Source organism: Bradyrhizobium huanghuaihaiense, from assembly GCF_007830635.1.
Taxonomy (GTDB): Bacteria; Pseudomonadota; Alphaproteobacteria; order Rhizobiales; family Xanthobacteraceae; genus Bradyrhizobium; species Bradyrhizobium huanghuaihaiense.
In genome coordinates this window covers 154,884-173,472 of the sequence record NZ_VLLA01000021.1, presented here as the reverse complement: position 1 = coordinate 173,472, position 18,589 = coordinate 154,884, and the positions used below count along the sequence as shown (strand labels likewise).

Annotated in this window: 16 protein-coding genes; 9 read left to right on the top strand and 7 right to left on the bottom strand. The window is 63.7% G+C overall.

The window, feature by feature from the left end:
* Positions 1-9 precede the first annotated feature (9 nt).
* Complete coding sequence (locus IQ16_RS33025; RefSeq protein WP_051122986.1) at positions 10-807, bottom strand: alpha/beta fold hydrolase; 798 nt, start codon at positions 805-807, stop codon at positions 10-12.
* A gap of 215 nt (positions 808-1,022) precedes the next feature.
* Between IQ16_RS33025 and IQ16_RS33020 the strand changes: the two genes are divergently transcribed.
* From IQ16_RS33020 to IQ16_RS33005, 4 genes are all read left to right on the top strand, one after another.
* Positions 1,023-1,784 carry an SDR family NAD(P)-dependent oxidoreductase gene (locus tag IQ16_RS33020; RefSeq protein WP_018643137.1) on the top strand — a complete coding sequence of 254 codons (762 nt, stop codon included), beginning with the start codon at positions 1,023-1,025 and terminating at the stop codon, positions 1,782-1,784.
* A gap of 42 nt (positions 1,785-1,826) precedes the next feature.
* Positions 1,827-2,663: an enoyl-CoA hydratase family protein gene (locus IQ16_RS33015; RefSeq protein WP_145831975.1), complete on the top strand. Its 837-nt coding sequence runs from the start codon at positions 1,827-1,829 to the stop codon at positions 2,661-2,663.
* A 100-nt stretch (positions 2,664-2,763) separates the two neighbouring features.
* Positions 2,764-5,115 carry a bifunctional salicylyl-CoA 5-hydroxylase/oxidoreductase gene (locus IQ16_RS33010; RefSeq protein WP_018643139.1) on the top strand — a complete coding sequence of 784 codons (2,352 nt, stop codon included), beginning with the start codon at positions 2,764-2,766 and terminating at the stop codon, positions 5,113-5,115.
* A gap of 55 nt (positions 5,116-5,170) precedes the next feature.
* A complete protein-coding gene (locus IQ16_RS33005; protein WP_018643140.1) occupies positions 5,171-6,421 on the top strand; it encodes a flavin-dependent oxidoreductase in 1,251 nt (416 codons plus the stop codon).
* Positions 6,422-6,484: 63 nt separating this feature from the next.
* Here IQ16_RS33005 and IQ16_RS33000 read toward each other — a convergent pair whose 3' ends face one another.
* Positions 6,485-6,940, bottom strand: a complete 456-nt coding sequence (locus IQ16_RS33000) for a cupin domain-containing protein (RefSeq protein ID WP_018643141.1) — start codon at positions 6,938-6,940, stop codon at positions 6,485-6,487.
* A 30-nt stretch (positions 6,941-6,970) separates the two neighbouring features.
* The gene (locus tag IQ16_RS32995; protein ID WP_018643142.1) at positions 6,971-8,146 is read right to left on the bottom strand and encodes an ABC transporter substrate-binding protein; all 1,176 of its coding nucleotides are present in this window, start codon (positions 8,144-8,146) and stop codon (positions 6,971-6,973) included.
* A gap of 278 nt (positions 8,147-8,424) precedes the next feature.
* Between IQ16_RS32995 and IQ16_RS32990 the strand changes: the two genes are divergently transcribed.
* From IQ16_RS32990 to IQ16_RS32980, 3 genes are all read left to right on the top strand, one after another.
* The gene (locus IQ16_RS32990; RefSeq protein ID WP_018643143.1) at positions 8,425-8,916 is read left to right on the top strand and encodes a MarR family winged helix-turn-helix transcriptional regulator; all 492 of its coding nucleotides are present in this window, start codon (positions 8,425-8,427) and stop codon (positions 8,914-8,916) included.
* 147 nt (positions 8,917-9,063) lie between these two features.
* Positions 9,064-10,755 carry a benzoate-CoA ligase family protein gene (locus tag IQ16_RS32985; protein WP_018643144.1) on the top strand — a complete coding sequence of 564 codons (1,692 nt, stop codon included), beginning with the start codon at positions 9,064-9,066 and terminating at the stop codon, positions 10,753-10,755.
* Between the two features lie 21 nt (positions 10,756-10,776).
* The gene (locus IQ16_RS32980; RefSeq protein WP_026312017.1) at positions 10,777-11,235 is read left to right on the top strand and encodes a RidA family protein; all 459 of its coding nucleotides are present in this window, start codon (positions 10,777-10,779) and stop codon (positions 11,233-11,235) included.
* 27 nt (positions 11,236-11,262) lie between these two features.
* On the opposite strand, the gene IQ16_RS32975 is transcribed toward IQ16_RS32980, so the two are convergent.
* Complete coding sequence (locus IQ16_RS32975) at positions 11,263-11,991, bottom strand: CBS domain-containing protein (RefSeq protein ID WP_026312018.1); 729 nt, start codon at positions 11,989-11,991, stop codon at positions 11,263-11,265.
* A gap of 213 nt (positions 11,992-12,204) precedes the next feature.
* Between IQ16_RS32975 and IQ16_RS32970 the strand changes: the two genes are divergently transcribed.
* A complete protein-coding gene (locus IQ16_RS32970; RefSeq protein WP_026312019.1) occupies positions 12,205-14,043 on the top strand; it encodes a PHA/PHB synthase family protein in 1,839 nt (612 codons plus the stop codon).
* Here the strand turns inward: IQ16_RS32970 and IQ16_RS32965 are convergent.
* From IQ16_RS32965 to IQ16_RS32955, 3 genes are read right to left on the bottom strand one after another with little or no spacing between them, the layout of a single operon-like run.
* Complete coding sequence (locus IQ16_RS32965; RefSeq protein ID WP_018643148.1) at positions 14,040-15,008, bottom strand: CHAD domain-containing protein; 969 nt, start codon at positions 15,006-15,008, stop codon at positions 14,040-14,042. The two genes, IQ16_RS32970 and IQ16_RS32965, sit on opposite strands and share 4 nt — an antisense overlap.
* An 11-nt stretch (positions 15,009-15,019) precedes the next feature.
* On the bottom strand, positions 15,020-16,555 hold the full coding sequence (locus IQ16_RS32960; RefSeq protein ID WP_018643149.1) for a bifunctional aminoglycoside phosphotransferase/ATP-binding protein: 1,536 nt from the start codon (positions 16,553-16,555) through the stop codon (positions 15,020-15,022).
* A 24-nt stretch (positions 16,556-16,579) separates the two neighbouring features.
* Positions 16,580-17,563, bottom strand: coding sequence for a zinc-dependent alcohol dehydrogenase family protein (locus tag IQ16_RS32955; protein ID WP_018643150.1), 984 nt, complete (start codon positions 17,561-17,563; stop codon positions 16,580-16,582).
* Between the two features lie 174 nt (positions 17,564-17,737).
* On the opposite strand from IQ16_RS32955, the gene IQ16_RS32950 reads away from it, so the two are divergent.
* Positions 17,738-18,577, top strand: coding sequence for a universal stress protein (locus tag IQ16_RS32950; protein ID WP_018643151.1), 840 nt, complete (start codon positions 17,738-17,740; stop codon positions 18,575-18,577).
* Positions 18,578-18,589: the final 12 nt, after the last annotated feature.

Sequence of the window (18,589 nt, the reverse complement as noted above, 5' to 3'; positions counted from 1 at the left end):
CTAGTCACCTTACGATTTGGTCGCGACGGAATGCAGGAATCGGCCGAGCGCCTCATCGAAGGCGCCGGGCCGCTCGAGGTTGGCGAGATGGCCGACGCCGGCGAGTTCGATATATTCGGCAAAAGGGATGTATGTCGCTGTCTTCGCCATCATTGGTGCCGGCGCATTGTTGTCCTTGGAGCCGGACAGCAGCAGCGTCGGAACGGAAATATCCTTGAGTGTGCTGCGCTGATCAAAGCCGATCAGGGCCAGCATCATGGCGCGATAGCTCGCCTCCGGCACGCTCGCCATGCACTCGCGCGCAAGCTCCATGCCGTTCGGATCAGGATCGTCGCCGACAAGTTCCTTCACCAGCGAGGGCGCCAGCGATTTCATCGTCTCGCCGCGATCGAGCGGCCCGAGCCGCGCGGCGATGAACGATTTCTGCCAGTCGCCGTCGGCCTTCCCGAATGCGGGGCTGGTTTGTGCAAGAACGACCGCGCGCGCCAGTTTCGGCGATTGCACCAGCCATTTCTGGACGATCATGCCGCCGATGGAATGGCCGACCAGAATAGGCTTGGCCGCACCTAGCTGCTCGACGAATTGCTGGAGCGCATCCGCCAGGGCAGCGATACTGACGCTGGCGAGCGGTTCGGACGCGCCATAACCCGGCATGTCCCATGCGATCGCGCGGAAGCGGTTGCCGAATGTGGCAAGCTGGCGCCGCCAGGCGCGCGCCGCACCGCCGATGCCATGCAGGAAAACCAAGGGTATTGCGCCGGGATCGCCCGCAGCTTCATAGGCGAAGCGTCCATCCTTTGTTATCATTGGCGCAGGCTGCGACACGCGACATCCTTTTGCTTGGCCCCGTGATGCTAACAGGCCTGTGGGGGATGGAAAGAGATAATTTTATACTTAAAGCAATTTCCGGGCCGATCGCTGGCGCGCGGCTGTTCACGGCGACGATCGGCGCTTTCGTTGCAAAAATTTGAAGTTTAAAATATATCCGAAAGAGCGATCAACAGATTCCGAGGAGCCAGCGCATGTCCGCATTGCCGCAATCGCCGCACGCGCTGGTGACCGGTGGCGGCCGCGGCATCGGCCGCGCGATCGCAGCCGCTCTCGTCGAGGCCGGCGCAACCGTGACGGTGCTCGGCCGGAATGCCGCAACTCTTGAAGAGGCGATCAAGGCGGGAGCTGCGCATTTCGCAGCCGTCGCCGATGTTTCAGACGAGGTGTCGCTCAACGCCGCCATCGCCGAGGCCCATGTGCGAAAGCCGATCGATATCCTGATCGCCAATGCGGGCAGCGCCGAATCCGCGTCGTTCGTGAAATCGGATAGTGCCCTTTTCGCGCGCATGATGGACGTCAATTTTATGGGCGTGGTTCATGCTATCCGCGCGGTCTTGCCAGGTATGAAGGATCGCCCCTATGGACGGATCGTGGCGGTCGCGTCGACAGCCGGGCTCAAAGGCTATGCCTATGTCAGCGCATACACTGCAGCCAAGCACGCGGTGGTCGGTCTGGTGCGGTCGCTCGCGCTCGAAATGGCCGGCAGCAATGTCACGGTGAATGCCGTGTGTCCGGGCTTCACCGACACGGATCTTGTCGCCGGCAGCATCGAGAACATCATGAAGAAGACGGGGCGAACCCGCGAGCAGGCGATCGCCGAACTCGCCAGGCATAATCCGCAGGGGCGGCTGATCTCACCTCGGGAGGTCGCCGACGCTGTGCTCTGGTTGTGCGGTGAGGAAGCCGGTGCGATCACCGGACAGGCAATCGCCGTTGCCGGTGGGGAAATCTAGCGTGCGAGGCACGGGCCGGAACAAGGAAGTTAAGGAGATCGCATGAGCAGACCAGCAAATCCTGTGACCGTGCCGCTTGCGGACTATTCGCCGCAACACTTCCTGCTGGCCGTTGTCGACGGTGTTGCCACGGTGACGCTCAATCGTCCCGAACGGAAGAATCCTCTGACGTTCGAGAGCTACCGGGAATTGACCGATTTCTTCCGTGCCTGCGCGTTTGACGACGCGGTCAAGACGATCGTCGTCGCCGGCGCCGGCGGCAATTTCTCGTCCGGCGGCGATGTGTTCGAGATCATCGGCCCGCTCGTCAAGATGGACACCAAGGGGCTGACCGCCTTCACGCGGATGACCGGCGACCTCGTCAAGGCGATGCGGGCCTGTCCGCAGCCGATCGTGGCCGCGGTCGAAGGCATCTGCGCCGGCGCCGGCGCGATCATCGCCATGGCATCCGACATGAGACTTGCGGCCAGCGGTGCCAAGGTCGCGTTCCTGTTCAACAAGGTGGGCCTTGCCGGCTGTGACATGGGCGCCTGTGCCATCCTGCCGCGCATTATCGGGCAGTCCCGCGCCTCCGAGCTGCTCTATACCGGCCGGTTCATGACCGCGGAGGAGGGTGAGCGCTGGGGCTTCTTCAGCCGGATCGTCACGCCGGAGCAGGTGCTGCCCCAGGCGCAGATTCTGGCCAGGCAGGTCGCGGAAGGGCCGACCTTCGCCAACACCATGACCAAGCGGATGCTGGCGATGGAATGGGCGATGTCGGTGGAGGAGGCGATCGAGGCGGAGGCCGTTGCCCAGGCGCTGTGCATGACGACGGCAGATTTCGAGCGCGCGTTCGAGGCCTTCGCCAACAAGGTCAAGCCGGTCTTCAGGGGCGACTGAGCCGGCTGCTATTATCCGCAGCCAGGCCAGCGACGGGGACTTGCGTGAAATTATTTTAGGCTTAAAATAGTTTCATGGCGGGTGAATTGGCGAGGCTCCCATGAAAGTCGCGATCATAGGTGGCGGACCTGCGGGTCTCTACGCTGCGATCCTGCTGAAAAAGCAGCGGCCAAGTGCCGACATCACGGTATACGAGCGCAACCGGGCCGACGACACATTCGGCTTTGGCGTGGTTTTCTCTGACGCCACGCTCGACAATTTCGAGAAACACGACCTTCCGAGCTACCGCCGCATTACCCAGGAATTCGCCTACTGGGATGATATCGCCGTGCATTTCCGCGGCACGGTGCACCGGGTCGGCGGCAACGGGTTTTGCGGCTGCTCGCGGCAGAAGCTGCTCCTGATCCTCCAGGAGCGCGCGCGAGAGCTTGGCGTCGCGCTGCAATTCGAGGTGGATATCGACGACGAGTCCCGCTTCGCCGATGCCGATCTCGTCCTGCTTGCCGATGGCATCAACAGCCGCTTCCGTGAAAAATACGTGGACCATTTCCAGCCGGAGGTTGATGTCCGCGCCAACAAGTTCGCCTGGATGGGCTCGACCAGGCCGCTCGATGCCTTCACCTTCATCTTCCAGGAAACGGAATGGGGGCCGTTCATCGCCCACGCTTATCAGTACGAGGCCGGGCACTCGACCTGGATCTTTGAGACCGATCCGCAGACTTTCGAGCGGGCAGGGCTGACCGGGCTGAACGAGCAAGAGTCCGCCGCGCGGATGGCCGACATCTTCGGCTGGTTTCTCGACTGCCACAAGCTGCTGACCAACCGCTCGATGTGGCGGAATTTCCCGATGATCCGCAGCAAGCGCTGGGTCAAGGACAATATGGTGCTGCTCGGCGACGCCAAGGCGAGCGCACATTTCTCGATCGGCTCCGGCACCAAGCTCGCGATGGAAGATGCGATCGCGCTTGCCGAGGCGATGCAGAACGCTCCCGGTATCAAGGCTGCGCTGGAGGTCTATGAGCACGGTCGCCGTGAGGAGGTCGAAAAGACCCAGCACGCCGCCGACGTGTCGCTGGTCTGGTTCGAGCACGTCGATCGCTTCTGGGATTTCGACCCCGTGCAATTCGCCTTTGGTGTGATGACGCGCTCGAAGGCGATCACCTACGACAATCTGAAACTCCGCGCGCCTGATTTTGTGGCCGAGGTCGAAAAATCCTTTGCAAGGCACGTTCGCAACGGCGGCTTCGATGTCGATACCAGCAAGCCGATAGTGCCGTTGTTCCAGCCGTTCCGTTTGCGCGAGATGGAGATCGCCAACCGCGCGGTGATGTCGCCGATGTGCATGTATTCGGCGAAGGAGGGCGTGCCGACCGACTTCCACCTCGTGCATTACGGCTCGCGCGCGATCGGCGGCGCCGGCCTGATCTTCACGGAGATGACCTGTGTCAGTCGCGACGCCCGGATCACGCCGGGATGCACGGGCCTGTGGAACGACGAGCAGGAGGCCGCGTGGCGGCGCATCGTGGATTTCGTCCATGGCAATTCGGCCGCGAAAATCTGCCTGCAACTCGGCCATGCCGGTCGCAAGGGCGCGACCAAGCTGATGTGGGACGGCATGGACCGTCCGTTGGACGAGGGCGGCTGGGACGTGGTTTCGGCATCACCTCTGCCTTATTTTCCTGACAGCCAGGTGCCGCGCGAGCTCGACCGCGCCAGCATGAACGTGGTGAGGGATTCTTTCGTCGCGGCGGCCGAGCGCGGCCAGCGCTGCGGCTTCGACATGCTGGAGCTGCACTGCGCCCACGGCTATCTGCTCGCAAGCTTCATTTCGCCGCTGACAAACACCAGGACCGACGAGTACGGCGGCTCGCTCGAAAATCGCCTCAGATTCCCGCTTGAGGTTTTCGAGGCACTACGCGCGGTCTGGCCGTCGCACAAGCCGATGTCCGTGCGTATCTCCGCGACGGACTGGGCTGAGGGTGGTATCGACGGTAATGACGCCGTCGCGATCGCGCGCGCCTTTGCCGAGGCCGGCGTCGATCTCGTCGACGTCTCGACCGGGCAGACCGTGCGCGATGCGCAGCCGGTCTATGGGCGCATGTTCCAGACGCCGTTCTCCGATCAGGTCCGCAACGAGGCGCGTGTCGCCACCATGTGCGTCGGCAACATCACGACGGCGGATCAGGCCAACACCATTTTGGCCGCCGGACGGGCGGATCTCGTCGCGCTCGGGCGCCCACATCTGGTCGATCCCTTCTTCACCATGAAGGCCGCGGCCTGGTACGGGGCAAACGACGCCTTCTGCCCGCCGCAATACCTTCCCGGAAAGGATCAGATTTTCCGCAACAGCGTGCGCGACCGGCAGGATCTCGAGGAGCTGAGAATTAAGGCTAAGCCCAAGACCCGGGCCGAGCTGAAGGCGGAGGCGACAAAGCCGCTTGCGGCTGAGTGACCGCCCGTGCGACGTTAACCCCATTGCCTGGCGTATTTCGAGTGGAGTAAGGGCGATGAAGGCGATTATCGTCGGTGGCGGTATCGGAGGTCTCACCACGGCATTGATGTTCCGCTCGCGGGGCCTGGATTGCGAGATCTTCGAACAGGCCGAGACCATCCGCGAGCTCGGTGTCGGCATCAACACGCTGCCGCATGCCATGCGCGAGCTTGCCGGCCTCGGCCTGCTCCAGAAGCTCGACGACGTCGCGATCCGCACCGACCAGCTCTATTACCTCAACCGCCATGGCCAGGAGGTGTGGCGCGAGGCGCGCGGCATCGACGCCGGCCACGACGTGCCGCAATTTTCCATCCACCGTGGCCGCCTTCAGGTCGTCATCCATCGGGCCGTCGAGGAGCGACTCGGTGCGGCCGCAATCCACACCGGCTGCCGGCTCGGCGCCTTCACCCAGGACGAGGGTGGCGTCACCGCCTATTTCTTCGATCGTGCTGGCGCGCACATTCACACGGCGCGAGGCGATATCCTGATCGGCGCCGACGGCATCCATTCGCGCGTCCGCGAGACATTGTTCCCGAACGAGGGGCCGCCGTGCTGGAACGGCTTGATGCTGTGGCGCGGTGCGCGCGACTGGCCCTTGTTCCTCACCGGCAAGTCGATGATCGTGGCCGGCGGCCTCAATGCCAAGGTGGTGATCTACCCGATCGCGGAGGGATCGAGTCCCGCAAGCCGTCTGACCAATTGGGCGGTGCTGGTGAAGGTCGGCGAGGGCAATGCCCCGCCGCCGCGCAAAGAGGACTGGTCGCGGCCGGGCCGGCGCGAGGAACTGATGCCGCACGTGGCGCGCTTCTCGGTGCCCTATATCGACGTCAGGAGCCTGATCTCGGCCACTCCCGAATTCTACGAATATCCGACCTGCGACCGCGATCCCTTGCCTTATTGGTCGTCCGGGCGCGTTACGCTGCTCGGCGATGCCGCGCATCCGATGTACCCCGTCGGCTCCAATGGCGCCTCGCAGGCGATCCTCGACGCACGCTGCCTCGCGGACGCGCTGGTGCGCGCCGAGCATCCGCGCCAAGCGCTGCTCGAATATGAGAAGAAGCGCCTGCCGATGACAGCTGACATCGTCCGCTCCAACCGCCGTGGCGGACCAGAGGGCGTCATCGATGCCGTCGAGCAGCTCGCGCCCGACGGTTTCGACAATGTCGATAACGTCTTGAGCTATTCCCAGCGCGAGGCGATCGTGCGGGGCTATGCCACCAAGGCGGGCTTCGCCGCTGTCCCGGGACTCGCGGCGGTGCGTGCTTGATGTGCTTTTGATTGAGCATGACCCTTCTGGAAAACCGCTTCACACTTTTCCGGGGTCATGCTGCTAACCGCCGGGGGGCGGCGGCAGGAAGTGGATGTTGAACTCGGCGGCCATCGCCACGACGTCCTCCGGCTTCTGCTCCTTCATGTTGTGAAGGCCCCAGAACAGGTCGAACAGCTTGCGGCTCGGTGAGACCCAGAACAGCACCTTTGCGGTCTGCTCCGATTTGTTGAAGATACCGTGCGGCACGCCCATGCCGAGGCGGATCAGGTCGCCCGCAGTCGCCTGCGCCTCCGAATTGCCGAGCACGAAGTCGAGCTTGCCCTCCAGCATGTAGAGATACTCATCCTGGTCGGGATGAATGTGCGGCGGCACGAACGTGCCGGGCGGCAGCGTCGCGTGCCAGGAGAAGCTGTTCTCGGCGTAGCTTTTCGGCACATAGGTCTGGCCGAGGATGTTCCAGGAAATGCCCTGGATTCCCTCATTGGCCCGCGTGATGCCGGTGATTTCGCTCTTCATTGCAGTCCTCCCTTGACGCGACGTGCGGTCTCAGTTTGCCGCCTTGCAGTCCTTGGCATAGCGGTCGCCGTAATTCTCAAAGACCTTCTGGACGATCTCGGTCTGGAACTTGCCGTCCGGACGCTTGGCGACCTTAGTCAGGTAGAAATTCTGGATTGGATAACCGTTGGTGTTGAACTTGAAGGCGCCACGCAGCGAGGTGAAATCCGCCTTCTTCAGCGCGGCTCCGACCGCGTCCTTGTTCGAAAGGTCGCCTTTCACGCCCTTGATGGCGCTGTCGATCAGCATCGCGGCGTCATAGGCCTGGAAGGCGTAGGTGCCGGGCACGATGTTGTAGGCTGCTTCATAGGCTGCGACGAACTTCTTGTTCTGTGGATTGTCGAGATTGGGCGCCCAGTTCGCGCCGCCGAACATGCCGACGGCCGCGTCCTGCTGTGCCGGCAGCGTCGATTCATCCACCGTGAATGCCGAGAGCACCGGGATGCTGTCGGCAAGGCCTGCCTGGCGATACTGCTTGACGAGATTGACGCCGAGGCCGCCCGGCATGAACGTGAACAGGGCGTCAGGCTTCTGCGAGGAGATCTTGGACAGCTCCGGCTGGAAATCGAGCGTGTTCAGCGGCATGTAGGATTCTTCGACGATCTCGCCCTTGTAGTCGAGCTTGAAGCCGGCGACCGAGTCCTTGCCGGCCTGATAGTTCGGCACCATCAGGTACATGCGCTTGTAGCCGCGATCCTGCGCGACCTTGCCGAGGATCTCGTGGACCTGGTCGTTCTGATACGACGTCACATAGAAGAACGGGTTGCAATCCTTGCCGGCAAAGGTCGACGGGCCGGCATTCGGGCTGATCAGGAACACCTTCGATTCCGTCACGGGTCGGTGGATCGCCTGGAGGATGTTGGAGAAGATCGGGCCGACCACGAAATCGACCTTCTCGCGCTCGAGCAGGCCCTTGACCTTGGTCACCGCCGCGTCCGGCTTGAGCTCGTCGTCGACCACCACGACCTCGACCTCGCGGCCACCCATCTTGCTGCCGAGGTCCTTCACCGCGAGCGCAAAGCCGTCGCGAACCTGCTGGCCGAGCGCGGCGGCGGGTCCCGACAGGGTCACGATCACACCGAGCTTGATCTTCTCCTGGGCGAGGGCGGGGCTCATTGCGGTGCCGAGCAGCAAGGCGGCTACGGTCAAGGTCTTTTGCATTTTCATTTTTTGTCCCTCGTGACATCAGGGCCTGCGCAGCAAGCCGCCTACTCCAATCCAAGCTTATGCCGATGATGGCTGCCGCGGCAAGCAAGGCTCAAGACGTCGCCATCCCGCGGCAAAGCGCGCATGCAAGCGGCGCGCCAATTATTTGAAGCCTAAAGAAATCGGCGTGCGGTCGATTGCTGCAGCTTTGGACTTGCGGCCGGCTTCAATTTATTTGAAGCTCAAAACGTTGGGGAGTCCGTGCCGGCGCCAATGCCTGCCGTCAATGACCGCATCAGATGCTTGATTCCGAGACCAAGGCCGTCGAGACGCCGGAGGACCATGCCGAAGAGCTTCGGCTGTGGCTGCGCTTGTTGACCTGCACCACCCTGATCGAGGGTGAGGTGCGCGGCCGGCTGCGGCAGCGCTTCGACGTCACGCTGCCCCGTTTCGACCTGATGGCGCAGCTCGACAAGGCGCCGGACGGCATGACGCTGTCCGACGTCTCCAAGCGGATGATGGTCTCCAACGGCAACGTCACCGGTCTCGTCGAGCGTCTGGTGGAATCCGGCCATCTCGACCGGCGCACCTCGGAGACCGACCGCCGTGTCCAGGTGATCCGCCTGACAAAGCTCGGGCGCGCCGAATTTCGCAGGATGGCCGCGGAACACGAGACCTGGATCGCCGATCTCTTCGTCGACCTGACGCCGAAGGACGTGCGCGAGCTGATGCGCCTCCTCGCCAAGACCAAGGCGTCGGCGCAGAAATCGGCCGCGCGCAGGCGGCCCTGAGCCCGCATCCGGGCCGGCCCGCCAATCCCTTTTGCCGCAGGAAAAAGCACGGGATGCTCAAAATCCCCTATTGCGCCAAATTGTTTTAAGCCTAAAATGTTTTTAGATAGTGCTGCCGGGTGCTTTCCATGCGCAAAGGAGCGTGCGATGGCCAACGCCGCGAAGGTTCAAGCGTCGGGCTCGTATGACGGCAACGCCGCGACGGCCCATGTCGATACATTCGCGCGGCAGCATCTGCCGCCGCGCGAGCTCTGGCCCGAATTCATCTTCACGCGGCCGGAGCTGCACTATCCGCCGCGATTGAACTGCGTCAGCTATTTTCTCGATCGGTGGGTGGAGCAGGGCCATGGCGAAGCGCCTTGCGTCATCAGTCCCGCCGTGAGCTACACCTATCGCGAGCTGCAGGCGCTCGTAAATCGCATCGCCAATGTGCTGGTCGGCAAGCTGGGTCTCGTCACCGGCGGGCGCGTGCTGCTGCGCTCGGCCAACAATCCGATGATGGTCGCAACCTATCTCGCTGTGATCAAGGCCGGCGGAATTTGCGTGGCGACGATGCCGCTGCTGCGCGCCAAGGAGCTGTCCTATCCGATCCAGAAGGCGGAGATCACGCTGGCGCTCTGCGACGGAAAACTCGCCGACGAGATGGAGAAGGCGAAGCTGGCTGCGCCCGGTCTCAAGCGGGTCGTCTATTGGGGCAATAGCGCGCCCGACTCGCTCGAGGCGCTGATCGCCGATGCCAGCCCCGAGTTCACGGCCGTCGATACCGCCTCCGACGACATCTGCCTGATCGCCTTCACGTCGGGCACAACAGGCGATCCCAAGGGCACCATGCATTTCCATCGCGACATGCTGGCCGTCTGCGATGGCTACGCCCGCAATATCCTGCGGGCCGAGCAGAAGGATCGCTTTATCGGCTCGGCGCCGCTCGCTTTCACCTTCGGCTTCGGCGGCGTGTTGTTTCCGATGCACATCGGCGCCTCTTTCGTGGTGCTGGAGAAGACGACGCCGGACGACATGCTGACGGCCATCGAGCAGTACAAGACCACGGTCTGCTTCACGGCGCCGACCGCTTATCGCGCCATGATCAACAAGCTCGTGGGCCGCGACATTTCCTCGCTTCGGAAGTGCGTCTCGGCCGGTGAGACATTGCCAAAGCCGACATTCGACGCCTGGTTCAAGGCGACCGGTATCAAGCTGATGGACGGTATCGGCTCGACCGAGCTGTTGCACATCTTCATCAGCGCGACCGAGGGCGAGATCCGCCCGGGCGCGACGGGCAAGCCGGTGCCAGGCTATGAAGCGAAGATCGTCGACGATGCCGGCAATGACGTGCCGCCTGGGACGATGGGGAAGCTCGCGGTGCGCGGGCCGACCGGCTGCCGCTATCTCGCCGACGATCGGCAACGCAAATACGTCCAGAATGGCTGGAACATCACCGGCGACACCTATCTGATGGATAGCGACGGTTATTTCTGGTACCAGTCGCGCTCCGACGACATGATCGTGTCGGCGGGCTATAATATTGCCGGTACAGATGTGGAGGCCGCGCTGCTCACGCATCCCGCTGTCGTCGAGTGCGGAGTGGTCGGTGCGCCGGACGAGGCGCGAGGCATGATCGTCAAGGCCTATGTCATCGCCGCGCCCGGCGTGACGCCGGACGCTCAGCTAGCAGCCGAGTTGCAGGAGCATGTGAAACGCGAGATCGCGCCGTACAAATATCCGCGCGCAATCGAGTTCGTGACGCAACTCCCGAAGACAGAGACCGGCAAGTTGAAACGTTTTGCCCTGCGACAGCTCGCGCAGGCCGCGGCGACGTCCTCGGGCGTCGCGGCAGAATGAGAGAAGGATAGAGAATTGTCCGTGACGACGCCGAAAAGCCCGCAGCTTGCGGTGCTGCCGACCGCCGATGAGAATGACACAGGTTCGGTGGCGCAGATCCTCCAGCCGTCCGGTTGGCCGGTGCCGAAAGGCTATGCCAACGGCATGGCTGCCGAAGGGCGGATCGTCGTCACCGGTGGCGTGATCGGCTGGGATGCCGACGAGCGGTTGGCCGACGGTTTCGTCGCGCAGGTCCACCAGACCCTGAGCAACATCGCCGCGATCCTGAATGAGGCCGGCGCACGCCCCGAACATCTGGTGCGGCTGACCTGGTACGTCGTCGACATGGACGAATACCTGGCGAATCTGAAGGAACTCGGCAGGATCTATCGCGCCATCTTCGGCGCGCATTATCCGGCGATGGCGCTGGTCCAGGTCGTGCGGCTGGTCGAGAAGGCGGCTCGCGTCGAGATCGAGGCGACTGCCGTCATTCCCCGCTGAGCCGCGCTAACTGCTTGAGTTCGCTTCTCAGCTTGCCTTGGCGAGATCGTCGTCCTCGGGTGACTTCAGATAGACGCCGGACATCGTGTCGACCCAGCACAGATGGTCGTGCACCTTCTTCACGCCCTCGACGTTCTCCGCCGCGACGACCGCGGCCCGCCGCGCGCATTCCTCGGTGATGACGCCGCTGAGATGGACGATGCCGTCGCGGACGATGACGTTGAGGCCAAACGGGCACCAGTCATTCTTCTCCATGGTATCGATGATGCGGCTGCGAATGTGATCGTCATCGGCCGTCGGATCCGGCACCTCGCGGGCCAGCCCTGCAACCGCCTGCAACAGATTGGCGCGGGACACGATCCCGACGACCATGTCGCCGCGCACCACCGGCAGGCGCTTCACGTTGTTCCGCTCCATGAGATCGACGATCTCGGCAAGCGCCGTATCTTCGGTGATGGTCACGGGCGCGGGGGTCATCACCTCGGAAACCTTACGGCCGTGTTCCTGGACGAAGTCGCTGGCCGACGTTCCTGGACCCAGGATGAATCGCAACCAGCGACCCCGCTTGCGTCCGGTGCCGATTTCGCTGCGGCGGATGAAATCTCCTTCCGAGACGACGCCGACCAGCTTACCGGTTTCGTCTACCACCGTGAGACCGCTGACGTGCCGCTTCAGCATGATGTTCGCCGCCTCGACGATGCTGGTGTCGGGGGTGACTGAGATGACCGACCGGGTCATGATCTGATGGGCGCGCATGGAAAACTCCGCTGGCATGTCGAATTTCAATGCGCAAAGCCTAGTCCGATCGTCGAGGTGCGGTTTGACCCAGGTCAAGCGGACACAGCCGTTTTGCCCTGACTGAGCGATCGTGTGATCCGTGTCGGGGATTTGATGCAGCTCAACGCGCAGCGGAAGCGTCGCCATATCCTGCCGCAGGCGTGGAACAGAAGCCCGCAGGAACAATCAGCCATGAGCGTCGTGAAGATATTTCCTCGGGCCGAAGAGCCGCTGCAAGCTCCCTCCGCCAAGCCGGTTGCCGAGGTCCCCGCCGCGAGTCCCGAACGGGTCGCGGCGAAGCCGGTTGCCGGAAATTGCCCGCCCGTACCAGAGCCCTATCCTCTCGACCGCGCCTTTCATGCCATGCTTGCACGGTTCACGGGTGGGATTTCGCCCGTGGCCTTGTCGCTCGCCTGGCTCGATTGGGGCACGCATCTTGCGGCGGCGCCGCAGCACCGGATGGAGCTTTCCCGTAGCATTCTGCGCGATACCGTCCGATTCCTGGAAGCTGCCGCGCACGCGACATCGCAAGAGCCGTGGTCCGTCATCCGACCGCAGGGGCGGGATCGCCGCTTCAGGGATCGGCAATGGGAAGCCGCGCCGTTCAATCTGCTCGCGCAGGCGTTTCTGCTCACTGAGCGCTGGTGGCACGAAGCCACGACCGGAATACGCGGCGTATCCCACGCAAATGAAGCCATCGTCGAGTTCTCGATGCGCCAGATGCTCGACATGCTGGCGCCCTCGAATTTCGCGGCCACCAATCCGCAGGTTCTGGAAAAAGCGTTCCAGAGCGGCGGAGAGAATTTCGTGTTCGGCTGGCAAAACTGGTGCAGCGATCTGATGCGCCTGCTCTCCGTCTCGAAGCCATCGGGCGACGATCAGTTTGTCATCGGCAAGACGGTGGCGGCCTCCCCCGGCAAGGTCGTCTACCGCAACGATCTGATCGAGCTGATCCAGTACCATCCGACGACCGCGCAAGTGCGACCGGAGCCGATCCTGATCGTGCCAGCGTGGATCATGAAGTATTACATCCTCGATCTGTCGCCGCAGAATTCCCTGGTCAAATATCTGACCGGCCAAGGCTTCACCGTGTTCGCGATCTCCTGGCGCAATCCGGATGCGAACGACCGGGATGTTGCCTTCGACGACTATCGCAAGCTGGGCGTGATGGGCGCATTGGACGTGATAGGTCGGATCGTGCCCGGCCGGAAGGTTCACGCGCTCGGCTACTGTCTGGGCGGCACTTTGCTGTCGATCGCCGCTGCCGCCATGGGACGCGACGGCGATAGCCGTCTCGGCACCATCACGCTCCTCGCCGCGCAGACCGATTTCAGGGAGGCTGGCGAGTTGACGCTCTTCATCAACGAGAGCCAGGTTGCCTTCCTCGAAGACATGATGTGGCAGCGCGGCTATCTCGATACGACACAGATGGCCGGCGCGTTCCAGCTGCTGCGCTCCAACGAGCTGATCTGGTCGCGGCTCTCGCGTGACTATCTGATGGGCGAGGGCTCGCCGCCGAGCGATCTGATGGCCTGGAACGCCGACGCCACGCGGCTACCCTATCGCATGCACTCGGAGTATCTGCGCAAGCTGTTCCTGGACAACGATCTGGCTGAAGGTCGCTATCGCGTCGAATGCAGGAGCGTCTCGCTGTCCGACATTCACACGCCGATGTTCGTGGTCGGCACGTTCGCCGACCACGTCGCGCCTTGGCGGTCCGTCTACAAGATCCACTACCAGGTCGATGCCGACGTGACGTTCGTCTTGACCAGCGGCGGTCACAATGCCGGTGTCGTCGCGCCTCCCGACGAGTCCTGGCACAATTACCAGGTCATGACGAAGGCCGCGGACGCGCCTTATGTCGGTCCGGAGGAGTGGCTGAAGCTGGCGCCGCATGTCGAGGGGTCGTGGTGGCCTGAATGGAGCCAATGGCTGGCGGCGCGTTCGGGGGCGCCTTGCGACCCACCGTCGATCGGGGGCGGAGACATTGACGGCCTGCCCGACGCGCCGGGCGACTACGTTCACACCTAATCGTCAGGCGTGGAATTCGGCGCAAGATCTGACGAGCGGAACGGCTTGGCCTTGTCCAGTTTCCGATAGGCTTTCGAGGCCGTCCGCAACAGCTTCTTTTCCCGTTTGCGGTCGAGGAAACGAATCCCGGCCTCGGGGCCGGCGCCGTTCAATGACGCCGCCAGCGCCTGCCCACGCGCATCGTCGTTCAATTGTCCAAGGGATCTCTGCGCCTTCCTTAATTGCTTGAGGATCGATTTCTGCTTCGTCAAGGAGTCGTCGGCGAACAGGTCTGCCAGCGACTCGACCGAATAGGTCATCCGCTTGTTGAGAAGCCGCAGCTTGTGACGCTTCTCGACGTCGAGCTTGCGCAGCTTCCGGGCCCTCCTGAGCAGCGTCTCCTCCCACTCGGTCAGGCGGGCCGTCGCATGGTCGGCCAGCGGGCACCGGCGCAACCTGACCGCCTCCTTGCTGCGCCGGGTCGACCAGGGGCCGCTCTCGATCCAGGTCGAGGTCTGCTCGACCAGGCGCCGAAAGCGCGCGGACTGCAGCGCGCGCGCGAGAAGGCGGTGGCTCTCGGCGCGTTTCTCGTCCCAGTGCTGGAGCTCGGCGACCACGGCGAGCTCTTCGCCGCTCTCGGCGACGACCCGCTCGATCGCGACATCGAGGTCCCGGACCAGGCCAAGCTGGCTGTTCAGCCATCTCAGCTCGGCCCAGACGCTCGGCCGCAGCGCGTCATCGACCATCGGGGAGAAGAAGCGGATGGCCGTGCGCAGATGCGTCAGCGCGATGCGGATCTGATGCAGCGCGTCGGGATCGCCGCGGCACGTGCCGTCGTGCTGGGCAAGGACGGCATCGAGATGCCGGCGGGCGATGATGCGGAAGGCGGTATCGCAGGCCATGCCGGGGCTGAGGCGGCCAGGCAGGACATTGCGCCGCGTCGCGGGCTTGGCGGGCGCGGTCGAGCTCGTGGTGGGTCGCGACATCCTTGCCCGCGTCAATCAGATTGCCTTGCTTGCCTCGCGATCGCGTCCCGGCAACCCTGGAGCGTCTGCCCCTGTGTGCCGGATGCATCGATGGTCGCCCAACCGACGTGACCGATATTATAGTGCTCTTGCTGCGCAGCAACCTCCTGCGTGGCATCGGAGGCATCGCCATGGCGGCCACCGATGCGGGCCTGACGGGTCGCGAGGTCGGCGACGAGGAATAGCCCGCTCAACGGCACGTTGCTTTCGCGCCCCAGTACGGTCAATTGGTCCCGTTCGGATTTTCGCGCAAAGACGGCATCGACGATGACGGAATGGCCTTGCGCCAGCGTCTGTCGGGCACGCTGCGCCAGCACCTCGTAGACGCGTGCCGTGACCTCAGGCCGGTACGTGGACGGTGACAGTCGGTCGGTATGTCCCACCTGAAACAGCTGCTTCCGGATGACGTCGCTGCGCAGCACGACGGCTCCCGGCTGCGGCGCGACGTGGGGCGCCAGGGCGCGGGCAAGGACGGACTTGCCGGTGCCAGATAGTCCGCCGACCGCAAGCAGGCGCGGAGCGGGAGGAGCGATCAGAGCCCGGGCGAGATCGAAATAGCGCCGCGCCTCGGCGAGAATTCCGCTCCGGTCGGCATCGGGCCGCGTCAGCCGCGCCAATGCCACCTGCGCACGGATTGCCGCGCGAATGGACATGAACAGCGGCAGGGCGGACAGCGCATCGAGAGTTTCGACGGGCGAGGTGGTCAGATACTGGTTCAGCACGATGTTGGCTGCCGCGGCCTGGTCATGGCTGAGGAGATCCATCAGGGCGAATGCGAGATCGTAGAGCACGTCGACGGTTGCAATCTGCGCATCGAACTCGATGGCATCGAACAGGACGGGCTGTTCGCCGATCAGGACGATGTTCGCAAGATGTAGGTCGCCATGGCAGCGGCGTACGAAGCCCTGTCGGCCACGCTCTTCAAGCTGAGGTCGCAGGCGCAGGAACATCGCGTGCGAGGCCTTGGCGAGCTGCTCGATCTCCCCGGCTTCGAGATGGTTGCCCTTCCGCAGGCCGTTGCTGTTTCCATCGATGAGGCCGGGGATGGAGGCGACCCACGCCTTGCCGTCGGCGCGGGGCGCGACCGCATGCGAAGCTGCGATGGCGTCGGCGGTTGCCGAGGCGAGGCTCGCATCGAGCGGGCCGGCCTTGGCCAGATGATCCAGCGTCCGGCTTTCGTCGAAGCGGGACATGTCGACCGCATACTCGACCGGCCGGCCGCTGCCGTCGACCTTCAGCGATCCGTCGGGTTCTTCGGTGATCGCCACGACGCGATGGTAGATCTGCGGCGCCAGCGGCCGGTTGATCCTGACCTCTTCCTCGCAGGCCGCCTTGCGCTTCTCGAGCGTCGAATAGTCGAGGAACGGAAACCGGACGGCTCGCTTGATCTTCAGCGCCCGCGGTCCATCGAGAAAGACCGACGCGGCATGCGTATCGATCCGCGTCACGCTGGGATGCGCACAGAGCGTCGCGAAGATTCGTTCCTGGGCAGCCGTTTCGTCTGTCATCGAGGTTGGTGTCCCAAGACGCGGTCAGGGCTTCAGCACGGCTGCGCCGAGAATTTGGCCATTCCGCAGCATGTCCAGGACTTCATTGGCCTGATCGAGCGGGAACGCGGTTGTTTCGGTACGCACGCCGGCTTGCGGGGCGATGCTTAGAAAATCGAGACCGTCCTGTCGGGTGAGATTGGCAACGGAGATCAACTGCCGTTCCTGCCAGAGCAGATCATACGGGAAGCTTGGAATGTCGCTCATATGGATGCCCGCGCACACGACGCGGCCGCCCTTGCGAACGGCGCGCAACGCGGCCGGCACGAGCTCGCCGGCAGGGGCGTAGATGATGGCCGCGTCGAGCGGCGTGTCCGGCGTCTCGTCCGAAGCGCCGGCCCAGACGGCGCCGAGCCGGCGCGCGAGGTCCTGTGCGGCCACATCTCCGCGCCGCGTAAACGCATGGACCGATCGCCCCTGCCAGACTGCGACTTGCGCGACGATGTGGCCGGCGGCGCCGAAGCCGTAGATGCCGAGCCGCTCGGCCTCGCCGGCCAGGACCAGCGAGCGCCAGCCGATCAGGCCTGCACACAGCAGAGGGGCGAGGGCCACGTCGTCGCCGGCCTCGCCCAGCGGAAAGGCGTAGCGCGCGTCGGCGACCACGTGCGTTGCATAGCCGCCATCCCTTGTATAGCCGGTGAAGAGCGGGCGGTCGCAGAGGTTCTCCATGCCCTCCCGGCAAAACCGGCAGTTTCCGCAGGTGAATCCGAGCCAGGGAATGCCGACCCGGTCGCCCACCACATGCGTTGCGACATTGGGGCCGAGGAGATCGACGTGGCCGACGATTTCATGGCCGGGCACGATGGGATAGCGGATGTCAGGCAGTTCGGCATCGGCGACATGAAGATCGGTTCGGCAGACGCCGCAAGCGCTGACCCTGACCCGGATCTGGCCTTCGCCGGGATTTGGATCGGGGCGCTCCTCCATCCGGAGCCGCGCTCGCGGGGCCGCCAACACCATCGCACGCATCAGTCTCTCCGGGGCGGACCGCTCCGATCGAACTATCCATAGAATGGCAGCGCGCGGCCAGTCCTTGACTTCCGTCAATGCCCGTCCTTGCCCGGTCGGGCAGTCCCCCGGGGTTGACGAGGATCAAGCATCCCGACGAAAGGCGGCCTATTCTGGCAGCTAAGGAGAATTTCGATGCCCATCAAGGACGTCTTTCTGCCGCTTGTCGGCCAGCCGCGTGGACCGGCCCTTGCAGCGATCGAGAAATGCGTTTCTGTCGCGGCCGATCTCGGCGCCAGGATCACCGCGCTCGCGCTCGACGAAGATCTCTTCGTACGGCCGAAGGTGCTGCTTCCCGACGATTCCGACGCCGCCGAGGTAAAGGGGGCTCCTGCAGCAAGCGATATGCAACGTCTGCTGGATGCCTTCACGGTTGCGGCGTCTCGCGCCAACATTCGGGCCCAAAGCCGATCGGGCAAGGTTGCGGAGGACCAGATCGCGCCGATCCTTGCCGAGCATGCGCGTTTCAGTGATCTCACCCTGGTCCCCGTGAAGCCGCATGACAGCCGAACAGAGCACATCATCGAGACGCTCCTGTTCGAATCCGGCCGACCGCTGTTGCTGTGCCCGGAACAGCTTGTGGAGGTGCTGCGGCCGGAATTCGAGAACGTCATGATCGCCTGGGATCACTCCGCGCGCGCGGCGCGCGCCGTTGGCGACGCGATGCCTATTCTTCAGGCCGCGGCCTCGGTCCGCGTGGTGACCGTGACGGACGACAAGACTGACGAGATCGTGCAGTCCGGGACCTCGCTCGTCGACCATTTGAGGGAACACGGTGTCTACGCCTCTTTCGAAACGGCAGCGGGCGGCGGCAGCTCGATCGGCAAGGTCCTTGGAAGCTGGGCGAATTCCAATGCCGTCGATGCGATCGTGATGGGAGCCTATCATCATTCGCGCCTGAATGAGATCGTTTGGGGCGGTGTGACGAAGACCGTCATTGGCCAGCCACCGTGCTGGGTTATGATCTCTCACTAGGCTGGCCGCTCG

Excerpts from the sequence above, each read along its gene's own strand:
- IQ16_RS33025 (WP_051122986.1), bottom strand. The coding sequence starts at position 807 with ATGATAACAAAGGATGGACGCTTCGCCTATGAAGCTGCGGGCGATCCC.
- IQ16_RS33020 (WP_018643137.1), top strand. The coding sequence starts at position 1,023 with ATGTCCGCATTGCCGCAATCGCCGCACGCGCTGGTGACCGGTGGCGGC.
- IQ16_RS33015 (WP_145831975.1), top strand. The coding sequence starts at position 1,827 with ATGAGCAGACCAGCAAATCCTGTGACCGTGCCGCTTGCGGACTATTCG.
- IQ16_RS33010 (WP_018643139.1), top strand. The coding sequence starts at position 2,764 with ATGAAAGTCGCGATCATAGGTGGCGGACCTGCGGGTCTCTACGCTGCG.
- IQ16_RS33005 (WP_018643140.1), top strand. The coding sequence starts at position 5,171 with ATGAAGGCGATTATCGTCGGTGGCGGTATCGGAGGTCTCACCACGGCA.
- IQ16_RS33000 (WP_018643141.1), bottom strand. The coding sequence starts at position 6,940 with ATGAAGAGCGAAATCACCGGCATCACGCGGGCCAATGAGGGAATCCAG.
- IQ16_RS32995 (WP_018643142.1), bottom strand. The coding sequence starts at position 8,146 with ATGAAAATGCAAAAGACCTTGACCGTAGCCGCCTTGCTGCTCGGCACC.
- IQ16_RS32990 (WP_018643143.1), top strand. The coding sequence starts at position 8,425 with ATGCTTGATTCCGAGACCAAGGCCGTCGAGACGCCGGAGGACCATGCC.
- IQ16_RS32985 (WP_018643144.1), top strand. The coding sequence starts at position 9,064 with ATGGCCAACGCCGCGAAGGTTCAAGCGTCGGGCTCGTATGACGGCAAC.
- IQ16_RS32975 (WP_026312018.1), bottom strand. The coding sequence starts at position 11,991 with ATGCGCGCCCATCAGATCATGACCCGGTCGGTCATCTCAGTCACCCCC.
- IQ16_RS32970 (WP_026312019.1), top strand. The coding sequence starts at position 12,205 with ATGAGCGTCGTGAAGATATTTCCTCGGGCCGAAGAGCCGCTGCAAGCT.
- IQ16_RS32965 (WP_018643148.1), bottom strand. The coding sequence starts at position 15,008 with ATGTCGCGACCCACCACGAGCTCGACCGCGCCCGCCAAGCCCGCGACG.
- IQ16_RS32960 (WP_018643149.1), bottom strand. The coding sequence starts at position 16,555 with ATGACAGACGAAACGGCTGCCCAGGAACGAATCTTCGCGACGCTCTGT.
- IQ16_RS32955 (WP_018643150.1), bottom strand. The coding sequence starts at position 17,563 with ATGCGTGCGATGGTGTTGGCGGCCCCGCGAGCGCGGCTCCGGATGGAG.
- IQ16_RS32950 (WP_018643151.1), top strand. The coding sequence starts at position 17,738 with ATGCCCATCAAGGACGTCTTTCTGCCGCTTGTCGGCCAGCCGCGTGGA.